This is a genomic window from Pseudomonas sp. DWP2-2 (assembly GCF_049897065.1).
GTDB lineage: Bacteria > Pseudomonadota > Gammaproteobacteria > Pseudomonadales > Pseudomonadaceae > Aquipseudomonas > Aquipseudomonas paracarnis.
In genome coordinates, this window is sequence record NZ_JAFCVN010000017.1 from 18,247 (window position 1) to 32,511 (window position 14,265).

Genomic DNA, 14,265 nt, shown 5'->3' on the forward strand with positions numbered 1-14,265 from the left:
AAGGTGTTCTTATTTTGAATCGTACTTCCCCGCTTCCGCCTTCCGCAGCGTCTGATGAAATTGATTTATTTGAATTGTTTCACGCCATCTGGCGACAAAAAAAGCTGGTGGTCGGGTGTACGCTTCTGGCCGGGGTATTAGGCGCAGGTTATGCCTTCCTGGCACCCAAGACCTATGAGGTCAGCAGTGTGTTACGGCCTGCGGCTATCAACGAGTTGGACGCCTTGAACCGTTCGGAAGTGTATAAGTTGCCGCCTGCCGATGCGCTGCTCAAGGTGGGCGCGCAGTTGGATTCCTATGATGCGCGCCTGGGGTTCTTCAAGGATCATGAGGAGTTGTTCAAGGCGTTCAAGAAACCGGGGCAAACCCTTGAGCAGAGCTTTGAGGCGTTCAACCGCAATTCCGTCAATCTGATTCTGCCCGACCCCAAGAAATCCGATTCGTTGAGCAGTTATATCCGTCTGGAGTTGCAATACCCGACCGACGTCGATGGTGTTGCGATCCTCAACGGTTTTGTGGACTACGCCATCGCCGCCGAGCGTCAGCAGGTGGGTGCCGACCTGAAGGTTATCGTCAATAACCGCTTGAGCGAGCTCAAGGGCAAGATCGACGCTGCCCGCGCCAATTACGATACCGATAAAGAATCGAAAATCGCCAAGTTGCTGGAAGCTGACCGGCTCAAGCGTGCCCAATTGCAGGACGAGCTCAGCGCTTTGCGCTTGCAAATGAAAATGGAGCGCACCAACCGCTTGGCCGAGTTGGCCGAAGCGATCAGCATTGCCAAGTCCATGGGCATTCGTACACCAACAACGCCGTCCTCTATGGCCGACTCCACCCGCACAGGTTCGAGCCAGGTCATGCGGACCGAGGTGAACAACCAGAAGATTCCGCTGTATTTCATGGGGACCGAGGCGCTGGAAGCCGAACGCGCTGCATTGCAGCAGCGTACCAGCGACGATTTCACCAACCCGCGCATTGCCGAGATCGGCAAAGACTTGCAACTGTTGGAAAGCAACCGCGAGGTTGAGGTACTGCGCAAGCGGGGCAATGAAGACATCTTCTTGCAGGACGTCGAGCCGCTTCGCGCTGAAGTCGCCAGGTTGCGTGGTTTGAATATCGATATGAGCAACCTCAAGCTGGTGACCATTGACCGTCGAGCCCAGGAGCCTCTGTCGCCGATCAAGCCGAAAAAGCCGCTGGTTATCGCGTTGAGCCTGGTCGGAGGTCTGCTGCTGGGCCTGATGATTGCGCTGATCCGCTACTTCGTTCGCAGCCGCACTCAGGCCGTGCCCTATACGGCATTAGGGGATCGCCGCGAGGGTAAAGATTCGCCGCTTTAACCCTTCAAACGCCCTCAAACAGGCAGGCTCAAGGGCCTGCCTGCTCCTACCCCCAGCACACTCAATAGACAGCTTTTCACAATTCTTAGTTAACCTTTGGTTACAAAGTGTGGCTAAATAACTGCCAATGGTCGCACGCAGGCGGTTATCCCGCCGGCCGTGTCACCTGTATGTGAATTGTGATTTCAGGTGCTGCTTATCCATCCTCGGCCGTTGTGGGCCCGCAGGAGCAGCCTGTTCTCTCCCTGACGTGTGACGAATCCCTTGAAACTCATCATTGTTGCTCTCTACGTTGCTTCCATTGCGTATGTACACCTGCGTGGTCGGGTGCGACACAAGCTGGGTCGCCAGCTTAGTGATCACTCGACGTTCCTGGCGCCGATCAACTGTTTCCTGTACCTGTTCTCCAAGCAGCCCAGCCGTCCCTACCTTTCGCCCAGCGACTTTCCAGACCTGAGCCCATTGCAGGAGCACTGGGAAGAGATCCGCGAAGAAGGCCAGAATCTGATGCGGGCGGGTGAGATCAAACGCTCGGAGCAATACAACGACGTAGGATTCAACTCGTTTTTCAAGACCGGCTGGAAGCGTTTCTACCTCAAGTGGTACGGCGACAGTCACCCCTCGGCGATGAAGCTGTGCCCACGCACCACCGAGCTGGTGCAAAGCATCGGCTCGATCAAGGCCGCGATGTTCGCCGAACTGCCACCGGGCTCCAAGCTGGTGCGTCACCGCGACCCGTATGCGGGCTCGTACCGCTATCACCTGGGGCTGGATACGCCTAACGATCCAGGCTGCTACATCAACGTGGACGGCGAAAGCTATTACTGGCGCGACGGCGAGCCGGTGATGTTCGACGAGACCTACATTCACTACGCGGAAAACACCACCCAACAGAACCGCATCATACTGTTCTGTGATATCGAACGGCCGATGAAGTACCGCTGGGCGGCTGCGTTCAATCGCTGGTTCAGCCGCAATGTGATGGCGGCCGCAGGTTCGCCCAACGATGAGGGTGACAAGACCGGCGGCCTCAACCGTGCCTTCACCCGGCTGTACAAGATTCGCCTGCGTGGCAAGGAGCTCAAAAAGCGCAACCGCACGCGCTATTACCTGGAAAAGTGGGCGATCTTTGCCGGTCTGGCGCTGATTTTCATTCTTATCTGACCTGGCTCAGGGCGCGGATCACCCAGGGGGTTGCGCGCCCAACTTGTCCCACATTTTTTTGCTGATCTTCTGCCGATTGGCATACCCCGCCCACGGGTCGTCCTTCAAGGCCTGCAACCGTTGGTGCAGGTTCGCCACTGTCCACTGTTGGGCGCCGCGCAATCCTTTCAACTCCTCTCGACTCACCGGCACCGATACTGGCAAGCCCGGGCGTGCCCGCACTGAATACGCCGCCACGGTACTGGCGCCGCGGGCGTTACGCAGGTAATCGATAAAGATCTTGCCCACGCGGTTCTTGGGGCCACTGGTGGCGGTAAAGCGTTCGGGCAGTTGGCGGGTCATGAATTGGGCAATGGCTTTGGCGAATGCCTTGACGGTGTCCCAGTTATCGCGCCGGGCCAATGGCACGATCAAGTGCAGGCCCTTGCCGCCGCTGGTTTTGACGAAAGCCTGCAAGCCCAGCTCATCAAGTACCGACAGAGTCAGTTGGGCCGCTTCCAGCATGGCTTTCCAGGGCAAGGCCGGGTCCGGATCGAGATCGAGCACGAACAGGTCGGGCGTTTCAATCTTGTCTGCGGTAGCGCCCCAGGTGTGAAACTCGACCGTACCCATTTGCACCGCGCCGACCAGGGCTTCCACGCTGTCTATTTCCATCAGGCGCGCATGGCCTGGATCCAGCGCCGGGTCCAATTGCTTGATGTGGGGGATTGCCATGCGCTCTGAGTGTTTCTGGAAGAACTGCTCACCTTCGATCCCTTCCGGCGCGCGCAGCAGGGACACGGCACGTGCGCGCAGAAAGGGCAGGATCCATTCGCTGATATCGGTGTAGAACTGTGCCAATTGCTGTTTTTGCGTGTCGCTGTGCTTGTCGATAATGCGCTCGGGGTGAGTGATTTTCACGTTCTTCACCGTTGCCTGCGCTTTATCGGCTTTCGATGCTTGCGGTGCCTTGACCGACTTGGCCGCGCGCGGCTGTTCATGAATGATCTGCGAGGCTGGCTTGTCGGTGCGCAGGCTCACAAACGCGGCCTGGCGCACCACGCCTTCACGGGTCCATTCGGCAAATTGCACTTCGCCTACCAGGCTCGGCTCAACCCAATGCACGCCGCGGGCCTGGGCACTGGTCAATGGCTTTTGCAGTGGCGAGTCCTTGCGCTCGAGCGGCGTGAGCTTGGCATAGATGGTTTTCAGCGCCGCCTGATCAAAGCCCGTGCCCACGCGCCCGGCATAGACCAGGCCGGTGTCATCGTTGACCGCCAGCAGCAGCGCCCCAAAGCCGCTGCGCGAACCTTGGGGGCGGGTGTAGCCGACAATCACGAACTCCTGGCGCAGGCGGCATTTGAGCTTGATCCAGTCGGCACTGCGCCGCGACACGTAGGGGCTGCCGGCGCGCTTGCCGATCACGCCTTCGAGCGACAGGTCACAGGCGCTCTCGAAAATATCGCGCTGGCTGGCGGCAAAGGCTTCGGAGAAGCGCAGCAGTTTGCTTCGGCTGGCGGACAGTGCGGATTTAAGCGCAGCCCGACGCTCCTCGACCGGGTCTTCGCGCTGGTCGCGGCCATTCAAAAAGGGTGCATCGAACAGGTAATAGACGATGTCCAGGCTGCGGCCGATATCGAATGCGTTTTGCAGCGCCTGGAAATCCGGCAGCCCGTCGCCATTGAGGCTGACCACTTCGCCATCCAGCCAACTGTCTTTGAGCTTGAGCGCTTGCAAGGCTTTGCACTGACGCGGCAGGCGCTCGGTCCAGTCGTGGCCGTTGCGGGTGAACAGGCGCACTTCACCGTCGCGAATGCGCGCCATGATGCGGTAGCCGTCGAACTTGATTTCGTAGCGCCAATCACCCTCGGGGGCGCGGTCGACCAAGGTTGCCAGTTGGGGGGCAAACTCGTCAGGCAGCGCAGCGTTGCGCTTGGGCGCTTTGGCTTTTGGCGCGGCCTTGGGTTTGGCCTTGGCCTTGGCTTTTGGCTTGCCCACGACCGCGTCGCTGAGCACGCTGGCGGGCTCGGCCTCGACAATATCGAACTCAGAGGCCGGGCGCGCCTGCTGATCGTTTTCCTTGATCAACAGCCACTGCTCCTTGTCACCGCTGCCCTTGAGGCGGGTACGTACCAGCGCCCAATCACCGGAGAGTTTCTCACCCACCAAGGTGAATTTGAGTTTACCCGCCGCGTAGGCTTTGCGCGGGTCATCGTGGGGTTGCCAGATGCCTCGGTCCCACACGATTACATCCCCCGCACCGTATTGGCCGGTGGGGATACTGCCCTCGAAACTGCCATAGCTCAGTGGGTGGTCTTCAACATGCACCGCCAGGCGTTTCTGGCTCGGGTCCAGGCTTGGGCCCTTGGGCACCGCCCAGCTCAACAGCACGCCATCCAGTTCCAGGCGAAAGTCGTAATGCAGGTTGCGCGCATCATGCTTTTGAATCACAAAGCTCAGGGCCGAAGCGGTACGTTTGCTGGCGGGTGAGCTGCCTGCGGGTTCGGCGGTGATCTTGAAATCGCGCTTGCGGTTGTACTCGCTCAGGGGCTTTGCCATGTCGTTCTCCCGTCAATGGCAGGCTCAAGAGGCCTTGTTATTGGACTTTTTCGCGGCGCTCTTTTTCGCCGCAGGTTTACCCGCCAGGCTGCGTTTGAGCAGTTCCGTCAGGTCGATGACATCCGCGGATTTTCGCTCTTCGCCGCCTTCGGCCGTTTCCACATCTTCGATCTTGCCGGCCTTGGCCTTCTTCGCCACCAGCGCCCTGATCTTGTCCTGGAAGCTGTCACGGTACTCATCGGGCTGCCAATCGGCGCTCATGTCTTCCACCAGGCGCTTGGCCATGTCCAATTCACCTTTGGCCAGGGTCGGCTTTGTCACATCGCTGCCCAACTCCAACTCATCCAGGCTGCGCACTTCGGCGGGCCAGCGCAGCATGACCAGCACCAGCGCCGACTCCAGCGGCATCAACGCAGCCAGATGCTGCTTGGTGTGCAGCACCACATTGGCCAGGGCGACCTTGCCGGTTTTTTTCAGCGCTTCGCGCAGCAATGCATAGACCTTGCCGCCGCGTTTATCCGGGGCGAGAAAGTAGGGCGTGTCGATGTTTTGCAGGGGGATCTGGTCGCTGGCGACGAAGGCGATGATTTCGATGGTCTGGGTGGACTTGGGGTGTGCCGAGCGAATTTCGTCTTCGCTGAGCACCACATAGCGTCCTTTTTCAAAGGCCACGCCCTTGACGATATTGTCTTTGGTGACTTCCTTGCCGGTGGTTTTGTTGATGCGCTTATAGCCCACCGGGTCCATGCTGCGCTTGTCCAGCCAGTCGAAGTCGACGCCTTGTGAAGAGGTCGCCGAGACCAGCGATACCGGGATGTGAACCAAGCCGAAACTGATGGCGCCTTTCCAGATTGCCCGTGGCATAGGTGTTATTCCTCAACGAAGAGCCTGTGTGCTGGTGACTCGCAGAGCACGGCAAAAGTTTCGGCGGATAGATGCTCGGACAGATCGTGTTACACCTGATGAGAAACTATTTAGTGTCACAACGCGAACCCACGGCGTAGCGTGTTATCGAAAGCACGTAGTACTTGGCATAGAGAGGTTTGGCCATGAACCCTTGTGTACGTCATCTTGCAGCACTGGCGCTGGGCCTGGCCCTTGCGCCATTGGCCCAGGCGCAAAACCTGCCAGGGCGTAACGACTACGGCCCTATTCACCGGGCCAACCCCAATAGCATGCAGGGCACCCAGCCCAATACACCGGCGGTACGCAGTATCCAGCCTGTCCCGGCAAACCCGCGGCCGACGCTGGAAAACGGCGGCATCGGCAACCGCTACCCCAAGCAGGAGGCGGCCCCCAGCCCACCGGCCACCGCACCCAAAGCGCCCACCTATGATGCCAACGGCAATCGCCGCTAAGGATCTCGCCTTATGTTTGTACGTAAAACCCTGCTAGCCGCCCTGTGCGCCAGCGCGTTGCTACCGTTGAGCGCGGTGTATGCCGCCGATAGCCAACAGTTCCCCAGTGAGCAAGGCAGCATCACCGCCACGCCGGTTGCCAAGGGCCTTGACCATCCGTGGGCACTGGCATTTTTGCCGGACCAGCAAGGTTTCCTGGTGACTGAGCTGCCTGGAAACCTGCGTTTTGTGAGTCCGGACGGCAAGCTGTCTGCGCCCTTGAAGGGCGTGCCGCAGGTATGGGCCAAAGGACAGGGTGGGTTGCTGGATGTGGTGCTGTCGCCAGACTTCAAGCAGGACCGTCTTGTGTACCTGTCGTACGCCGAAGGCGGTGGCGAGGGTGGCAAGGCCGGCACAGCCGTAGGGCGTGGTCGTTTGGCGGCCGACTTGAGCGGCTTGGAGGACTTCAAGGTGATACTGCGCCAGGAGCCCAAGCTGTCTACTGGCAACCACTTTGGCTCGCGCTTGGCCTTCGATCGTGATGGCTACCTGTTCGTGACTCTCGGGGAGAACAACGACCGCCCCACGGCCCAGGACCTGGACAAGCTGCAAGGTAAAGTGGTGCGCATCTACCCGGATGGGCGCGTGCCGGACGACAACCCTTTCGTCGGTCAACCCGGCGTGCGTCCGGAGATCTGGTCCTACGGGCAGCGTAACCCTCAGGGGCTGGCCCTGAACCCCTGGAGCGGCACGATCTGGGAACATGAACACGGGCCCCGTGGCGGCGACGAAGTCAATATCATCGAGCGCGGCAAGAACTACGGTTGGCCGTTGGCAACCCATGGCATCAACTATTCCCTGCTGCCGATTCCGGAAGCCAAGGGCAAAACGGCAGAGGGCACAGTGGCGCCCCATCATGTCTGGGAGAAATCGCCGGGCATCAGTGGCATGGCGTTCTACGACGCCGACCGATTCAAGGCATGGCAGCACAACCTGTTTATCGGCGCGCTGGCCAGCCAAGAGCTGATTCGGTTGCAGTTCGAGGGGGACAAGGTGATCCACGAAGAACGCTTGTTGGGCGAATTGAAAGCGCGAATTCGCGATGTGCGGCAGGGGCCGGATGGCTTTCTGTATGTGCTGACTGATGAGGATGACGGCGTGTTGTATCGGGTTGGGCTGAATCAGGACTAAACGTACGTGGGGCTGACAGCAGAGGCAGATCCAATTGATGCCCCGCGATCCAAATGTGGGAGTTGGCTTGCCTGCGAAGGCGGTGTGTCAGGCGCTGAATCTATTACTGCACCACCGCTTTCTTAGGCAAGCCAGCTCCCACATTGGATCTCATTCGGTCTGCAGAGTCGGGGTTATAGCCCCAGCTCTGACAGGCCGGGATGCTCATCCGGGCGCCGCCCCAGCGGCCAATGGAACTGGCGCTCGTTCTCTTTGATCGGCATATCGTTGATGCAGGCAAAGCGGTTGGCCATCAAGCCGTTCTCGTCGGACTCCCAGTTTTCGTTGCCGTAGGTCTGGCTGAATCAGGACTAAACGTGTGGGAGGGCGTTGACAGCAGACGTTGATCCAATTGATGCCCTGCGATCCAAGTGTGGGAGCTGGCTTGCCTGCGAAGGCGGTGTGTCAGGCGCTGAATCTGTTACTGCACGACCGCTTTCGCAGGCAAGCCAGCTCCCACATTGGATCTCATTCGGTCTGCAGAATCGGGGTTATAGCCCCAGTTCTGACAGGCCCGGATGCTCATCCGGGCGCCGCCCCAGCGGCCAATGGAACTTGCGCTCGCTCTCTTTGATCGGCATATCGTTGATGCAGGCAAAGCGGTTGGCCATCAAGCCGTTCTCGTCGAACTCCCAGTTCTCATTGCCGTACGAGCGAAACCAGTTACCCGAATCATCGTGCCATTCATAGGCATAGCGCACCGCGATGCGGTTATCGGTGAAGGCCCACAATTCCTTGATCAGTCGATAATCCAGCTCCTTGGCCCATTTGCGGCTCAGGAACTGCTTGGCTTCTTCGCGGTTATGGGCAAATTCGGCGCGGTTGCGCCAGTTCGTATCCAGGGTGTAGGCCAGAGACACGCGTTGTGGGTCGCGGGAGTTCCAGCCGTCTTCCGCCAGGCGGACTTTTTCGATGGCCGAATCGCGGGTAAACGGCGGCAGGGGTGGACGGACGTCTTCTTGGGCTGACATGGGCGGCTCCTCAAAGTAATTAAGGTTGGGTCGAAAGTTGCCTGGTCTGTGAGTTCAAAGTTGCAGTAAGGTCCGCGCCATGCATTGCGCATTATCGGCAGCTGTTGAATCACCCATGACCAGGGCGACGGTAATGGCACCATCGATCAGGATCAGCAGTTGCGCGGCCTGCTGCTCCGGGTCGGGAGTGCCATGTGCTTGGCACAGTTCGAGTGCGTAATCGAACAGTTTGCGTTTATGGGCCTTGGCCAACAGGCGCACCGGGTCCTGGGCGTCGCCGGTTTCACCGCTGGTGTTGATAAAGGCGCAGCCGCGAAAGTCCGCCGAGCCGAACCAGCGCTTGAGCGCGCCGAACAGCCCCAGCAGGCGTTCGCCGCTGTCGTCGCTGTGTTCCACTTCGCTGCGCAGCCACTGCATCCAGCGCTCGTCGCGGCGTTGAAGGGCAGCTATCACCAACTCATCCTTGTTGGTGAAGTAGCGGTAGATACTCTTTCTCGACACCCCGGCGGTTTTCACCAGTAAGTCCATGCCGGTGGCAGCAATGCCGTGGCGATAGATCAATTTTTCGGTGACGTCGAGGATGATGTCGCGGGTTTCATTCTGAGTGATATCGTTCATGTTTCGCACAGTAGAACGATCGTTCTTCATGGTCAACCGGTTTTTGAATTGCCCACTGCGAGACCTGAGCAGCCTCATGGTGTAAGCTTTGGGCCTCTTCGGATTCGACCCATTGCGAGCCCTATGCCGTCGTTCTTCAAACGCTCCCTGTTGCCCAAGCTGCGCGGTTTCCCGTTGTCCAACGAGGCCATTGAAGTGCTGCCCAGCGCCGACGCCTACCGTCGCTGCTTGTTGGAGAAAATCGCCCAGGCCACGCGGCGTATATACATCGTTGCCTTGTACTTGCAGCAGGATGAGGCGGGGCAGGAAATCTACGACGCGCTGCATGCCGCCAAGGCCGCACGGCCCGAACTGGACATCGTGGTGATGGTTGATTGGCTGCGCGCCCAGCGCGGGTTGATCGGCGCGGGCAAGCAACCGGGCAACAGCGCCTGGTACCAGGCGATGACTCAGCGCCACGCCACCGAAGTACCGGTGTACGGCGTGCCGGTGCAAACCCGCGAGCTGTTCGGCGTGTTGCACCTCAAGGGCTTCGTGATCGATGACAGCGTGCTGTACAGCGGCGCCAGCCTGAACAATGTGTACCTGCACAAGTTCGATAAATACCGCTTCGACCGTTACCATCTGATCCATAGCCAACCCTTGGCCGATTCGATGCAGCACCTGGTGGAACACGGCCTGGTGGCGTCCAAGGCCGTGCATCGCCTGGACCTGCCGAACCCGCCCACCACTCGCAGCCTGCGCAACGACATCGGCGACCTGCGCAGCCGTCTCAAGCATGCGGCCTACGACACCACGGCCGGCCAGTTTCCCAACGGTCATCTGTCGGTCAGCCCATTGCTTGGCGTCGGCAAGAACAACCCGTTGAGCCGGGTGATCCTCGAATTGATCGCCAGCGCCCAGCAGCAGCTGACTATTTGCACGCCGTATTTCAACCTCCCATTGCCGGTGACCCGTGAGATCAACCGCGCTCTGGCACGCGGTGTGAAGATCGACATCGTGGTGGGCGACAAGACCGCCAACGATTTCTACATTCCGCCCACCGAACCTTTCAAGGTGATTGCGGCGTTGCCGTACCTGTACGAGATCAGCCTGCGACGCTTTGCCAAGCGGCATCAGCCGATGATCAACAGCGGCCAGTTGAACCTGCACTTATGGCGCGACGGCGATAACACCTACCATCTAAAGGGCATGTGGGTGGATGAGCGCTACACCTTGCTCACCGGCAACAACCTCAACCCTCGGGCGTTTCGCCTCGATTTGGAAAACGGCTTGCTGATCGACGATCCACAAGGGCAGTGGCTAGCGCCGCGGCGTACCGAGTTGGCCCAGATCTTCCAGCACGTAACCCGTATCGAGGGCTACCAACAGTTGCAAACGCTGGTGGATTATCCACCCGCGGTGGGCAAGTTCCTGCGCCGGGTCAGTCGAGTGCGCATCGAGCGGTTGCTGTACCGTATTCTGTAGGACTGTTTTCACCGTCTTGGGAGTTTACCTACTCGCATAGCTTGTGTTGGTTGCTACGTTGTTTCTCGACGGTTCTTAGGGACGAGAACTCTGCCCTTGATTGGTTCAGAGGAAACAGACATGTCGAGTATCAGCCCTAGTCGCGACACCCTTGCGTTTACGCCGCCGCTACATTCTGTGAGCCCGGCGGCAAACGCCTTCCCCGACCCCGTTGTTCGCAGCAAGCGCGAAGCAGCCTCAAATCCTGCTGTAGATAGTCCCCGACGATGGACGCTGCAACCTGTGCCCTTGGCGTCGAGCGAGGGTGATCACCGCCTGCGTAACGAGCTGGCGACATCAGCCACGCGCCACGCGTGGGATTCCCTCGTCCAGATCCCCACCGACAGCACTTTCTACGCAGGCTTTGCCGCTTTGCGCAGTGCGTTCAATACTGATGAAGTCAAGGCGTGGATTATGAGCAAAGGCATGGCCCTGGATACCGTGGTGGTGAAACCGGATTCGATCACAGGGCTGGTCTTAAGCGGTCGCGTGGGAACGCGAAAGACGTTCACTCTGAACGACGATTCTGGCTGGTGGCAGGTCGGGGCCCGATTGCGCGCCGCTGCCACGGCGCTGGATAGGGCGGGTAATGGGGTGGCTTATGTGCCGGAACAGTCCGACCGGTTTTCTCGCAATGCTGTCTTGCAGTGGCATGACATCACCCCGCCAACGAATGCCGATGAGTTGGCGTTGGTGCGTGGACATCTGTTGGCGGAGGAATGGTCCGGTTGGTCAACCGAGACAAAAGGCCGGCTGCAGGGCAGCAGCCTTGCGGCAAGAAAAACCATCGACCGGCTGGACGAGCGTCAATACCTGGCAGGTTGCCTGGCTGATCTAGTTCGCAATCGACCCGACGACGAAGAGGTGTCGCTGGCCGATGCGCAGACGCCGATCGGCGCCACGTCGGTGCTTGCCACAGACGGTGCCGACAAGGCCGCCGTGCGTGATGTACTGATTTCTCACGGCTTCCTCGTACCCAAGACCGCGAAGGAAGTGCGCAATGTCATTCGCTGGTTGCAAGCTGCGGTGGCGCCTGCCCCCGCGCTGGGTAATTACGCGCAATTGCTTGCACGACCATGGGTACCGGGCATGTTGTCTGAAAATGACAAACGCTTGATAGCGCAACTCTTGAGCGACGATGCCATCGGTCGCAGCGAACCGAGTCTATTGCGCGCCTTGGATTTTCAAGGCGTACTCGATGAGCACACCCCGCAGGAGGTGCGTGCCAACGCCGACAAGATACTGGAGCGGATACTTGACCAACCGTTAGCTCTGGACTGGGGCAAGGCCGCTGCTCGCAGTCTGTATTTTCAGGGCGCGTCCGGTACTTATGACTTATCAACCCTCGAAGCCAAGCAGTGGGAACTCACGGCGGCTCTGCTGCAGATCGACCCCGAGATGCCTCGGCGCCCTGGAAACGTTGCCGGTTATGACATCTATCAGCCCGCCAACAGTGGACGGACGATGGCATCGGTACGCGCTGAAATCGAGACCCAACTGGCTCAGAACACCTTGCTCGATCCAAAGACGGTACCGCTGGCCGCGCATCTGTTGTTGGCCAGTAGCGCGCCCGAGTTTCTGGTCCGGGATATCCCTTCCACGATGCGGATAGGCTCGGTGGAATGGGCCGACTTTCGCCTGGGGGTCACGTTTGCCGAGCGGCAAGGTGGGCCTGGTTGCTCGCGGCGCATGAGCCACACCGAAATTATGGGACTCAGCCGGCTGAGCACCAGTACGCCGGGCGAAGCGGCGGTATTGGATAATTATGGGATCGACGTGTTACTCGATTGGGGCTTGATGCGCGGGCTTTATGAAAAGCCAGTGGATGGCCGCTACACACAGCAGCACCATCTGCAGGCCATCACGGCTTTCAATGAGGAGTGCGAGCAACTCGTTTATGCGTTGGAGCAGTTCAACCTGCCGCTGCCTATACGAGAAGACTCGGCGATCAGGAACTTGCAGACAGTATTTCCAGGCCTGAGCGCGGAACAGTTGAAAGCCATGCGGGTATACATCGCAGACCCGGATGAACGCCGCAACATGAAGCTGTCCGAGCCGAGAACGCGTACGCTGATCGAGGCGTACATGACCGGCGACCTTACAAGGGACCGGTGGATGCTGCTGGCGCCCGGGGAGCAGCCGCCACAACCAGCCCGGCGCAACTCTCCATTTGTCATACCGCGGCTGAGCGCATCCGACCAGGCAGCCGTTGATGCCAACGTGCAAGCGTTGAACGCCAGGATCGCCCATTTACCGGATGTGCAGGCCCAATTGCCTGGTGAAGTCGATGCCTACCTGGACAAACTCAAGCAGGGTTTGAGCATCGCCACAAGACGCATGATCGCCCAACTGCCGTTGGCTGATCGCCAAGCCTTGGAGTGGGGGGACGTGGACCTGTTTGCCTTGCGCGAGGCAACCGATAGCGTGCCTGAGATAGATGTAACACCGGAGCAGGTGGAGGAGCGCAGAGGGCGAAAGGGCACGCTGATACGCTGTAATTACAACGGGGTAATCAGCTACTTCGAGGTGTTCCCGGACAAGCTGTTGATCGTCAAGCGCGAAGACCTGCCGCGTGATTTGGCCCTCGGAGGGACCTTTCAAACGGTGCCGAAGACGTATGGGCCTTGGGCGGTGTCAGAGCTCCCCGTGCGGCTGGGCGCGGTGGAACCATTTGATTTTGCCGCTTACAGCTCCAATGCCTTGCCCAGGCCCGGTGTGACCTCGCCAGGTGTCATTATTGATAAGCTGGGCGAGACCCTGCACGCTACGCCGGTCTCTGTACAGGGCGAGGCATCCAACCAGGTGCCTAACAGTTTTTCGTCGCCCCGCACCCAGTCAATTGTCGATCGGATCATGCAGGGCAATTTTATCCATCATCGTGCCAGCGTGCTGAAGGTCGCGCATGGCATGTTGCCGCTGGAACAAAAGCGCGAAATATTGCGACGCAACGACAGTATTTTGTTGAGCATGATCCCGTTTGTCGGGGCCGTCATTGACCTGACCAAAGGCAACATCGTTGAAGGGATGCGCGGGCTGATCATCGACACCGCCGGGGCATTCGCAGGTGGGGCATTTGGAACCTTGAAACCGCTCGTCAAGTCCACAAAAGCTGTGGCTCCCTTCGGCGTCAAGGCGTTTCGCGTACTGGAAAAGGGGGTTGAGGTGGTCAGTGGCTTCTTGAACCCACTGGATGGCGCGGCAGATTTGATGGCCGCTGGAGGGAAAGGGCTCGTCGCGCTGCCTAAAGCGTTAGGCAGGGCATCGAACCCCTCAGTGCTTTTAAAGCTTGGCGTGGTGGAAGAAAAACTGCGCACTTGCCTGGGTGTATCAAACCAGTTGCAGGCGCCGCACAATGTCCAGGAGCAGGCGGTTCAGCCTGGTGCTCATAACGGACACAATCATTCGATACCGGTGTACGCGGTACAGACCGATGGACGTTGGTACGCGACCCATCCAAAGACCGGGTTGCCGACCGGCACGCCGCTGGATGGGTTTGAAGCACTGCCCGCATGACGACCTGAAACACTTCAGGCAGCGCCCTCGCCGTGACGTACGGGGGGC

At 59.2% G+C, this 14,265-nt stretch carries 10 protein-coding genes and 1 pseudogene; 6 read left to right on the forward strand and 5 right to left on the reverse strand.

Annotated features, from left to right (window positions below):
- Positions 1-14 precede the first annotated feature (14 nt).
- Positions 15-1,340, forward strand: a complete 1,326-nt coding sequence (locus ACP7CZ_RS25190; RefSeq protein WP_054895931.1) for a Wzz/FepE/Etk N-terminal domain-containing protein — start codon at positions 15-17, stop codon at positions 1,338-1,340.
- Between the two features lie 264 nt (positions 1,341-1,604).
- On the forward strand, positions 1,605-2,504 hold the full coding sequence (gene lpxO, locus ACP7CZ_RS25195) for a lipid A hydroxylase LpxO (protein ID WP_014718362.1): 900 nt from the start codon (positions 1,605-1,607) through the stop codon (positions 2,502-2,504).
- 18 nt (positions 2,505-2,522) lie between these two features.
- Here lpxO and ligD read toward each other — a convergent pair whose 3' ends face one another.
- Both ligD and ACP7CZ_RS25205 read right to left on the reverse strand, forming a co-directional pair.
- Positions 2,523-5,042, reverse strand: coding sequence for a DNA ligase D (gene ligD / locus ACP7CZ_RS25200; protein WP_294165761.1), 2,520 nt, complete (start codon positions 5,040-5,042; stop codon positions 2,523-2,525).
- A gap of 24 nt (positions 5,043-5,066) precedes the next feature.
- The gene (locus ACP7CZ_RS25205; protein ID WP_034127353.1) at positions 5,067-5,906 is read right to left on the reverse strand and encodes a Ku protein; all 840 of its coding nucleotides are present in this window, start codon (positions 5,904-5,906) and stop codon (positions 5,067-5,069) included.
- Positions 5,907-6,091: 185 nt separating this feature from the next.
- Between ACP7CZ_RS25205 and ACP7CZ_RS25210 the strand changes: the two genes are divergently transcribed.
- Entirely contained in the window at positions 6,092-6,400 is a 309-nt protein-coding gene (locus ACP7CZ_RS25210; protein ID WP_294165758.1) for a hypothetical protein, read from the forward strand.
- A 12-nt stretch (positions 6,401-6,412) separates the two neighbouring features.
- Entirely contained in the window at positions 6,413-7,570 is a 1,158-nt protein-coding gene (locus ACP7CZ_RS25215; RefSeq protein WP_198715210.1) for a PQQ-dependent sugar dehydrogenase, read from the forward strand.
- A gap of 173 nt (positions 7,571-7,743) precedes the next feature.
- Here ACP7CZ_RS25215 and ACP7CZ_RS25220 read toward each other — a convergent pair.
- The 3 genes and pseudogenes from ACP7CZ_RS25220 to ACP7CZ_RS25230 form a co-directional block, all read right to left on the reverse strand.
- Positions 7,744-7,908 (reverse strand): annotated as a pseudogene (locus tag ACP7CZ_RS25220) (DUF1348 family protein); the annotation flags it as partial.
- Between the two features lie 192 nt (positions 7,909-8,100).
- Complete coding sequence (locus tag ACP7CZ_RS25225; RefSeq protein WP_236281522.1) at positions 8,101-8,580, reverse strand: DUF1348 family protein; 480 nt, start codon at positions 8,578-8,580, stop codon at positions 8,101-8,103.
- 54 nt (positions 8,581-8,634) lie between these two features.
- Positions 8,635-9,198, reverse strand: coding sequence for a TetR/AcrR family transcriptional regulator (locus ACP7CZ_RS25230; protein ID WP_294165744.1), 564 nt, complete (start codon positions 9,196-9,198; stop codon positions 8,635-8,637).
- A gap of 123 nt (positions 9,199-9,321) precedes the next feature.
- Between ACP7CZ_RS25230 and pssA the strand changes: the two genes are divergently transcribed.
- Together pssA and ACP7CZ_RS25240 are read left to right on the forward strand one after the other, a co-directional pair.
- A complete protein-coding gene (gene pssA / locus ACP7CZ_RS25235) occupies positions 9,322-10,665 on the forward strand; it encodes a CDP-diacylglycerol--serine O-phosphatidyltransferase (RefSeq protein ID WP_072448600.1) in 1,344 nt (447 codons plus the stop codon).
- A 120-nt stretch (positions 10,666-10,785) separates the two neighbouring features.
- Entirely contained in the window at positions 10,786-14,217 is a 3,432-nt protein-coding gene (locus tag ACP7CZ_RS25240; protein ID WP_294165741.1) for a hypothetical protein, read from the forward strand.
- Positions 14,218-14,265 lie beyond the last annotated feature (48 nt).

Bases quoted from the DNA above. Each gene is read 5' to 3' on its own strand.
- ACP7CZ_RS25215 (WP_198715210.1), top strand. From the start codon at position 6,413: ATGTTTGTACGTAAAACCCTGCTAGCCGCCCTGTGCGCCAGCGCGTTG.
- ACP7CZ_RS25230 (WP_294165744.1), bottom strand. From the start codon at position 9,198: ATGAACGATATCACTCAGAATGAAACCCGCGACATCATCCTCGACGTC.
- ACP7CZ_RS25240 (WP_294165741.1), top strand. From the start codon at position 10,786: ATGTCGAGTATCAGCCCTAGTCGCGACACCCTTGCGTTTACGCCGCCG.
- ACP7CZ_RS25225 (WP_236281522.1), bottom strand. From the start codon at position 8,580: ATGTCAGCCCAAGAAGACGTCCGTCCACCCCTGCCGCCGTTTACCCGC.
- ACP7CZ_RS25205 (WP_034127353.1), bottom strand. From the start codon at position 5,906: ATGCCACGGGCAATCTGGAAAGGCGCCATCAGTTTCGGCTTGGTTCAC.
- ACP7CZ_RS25210 (WP_294165758.1), top strand. From the start codon at position 6,092: ATGAACCCTTGTGTACGTCATCTTGCAGCACTGGCGCTGGGCCTGGCC.
- ligD (WP_294165761.1), bottom strand. From the start codon at position 5,042: ATGGCAAAGCCCCTGAGCGAGTACAACCGCAAGCGCGATTTCAAGATC.
- pssA (WP_072448600.1), top strand. From the start codon at position 9,322: ATGCCGTCGTTCTTCAAACGCTCCCTGTTGCCCAAGCTGCGCGGTTTC.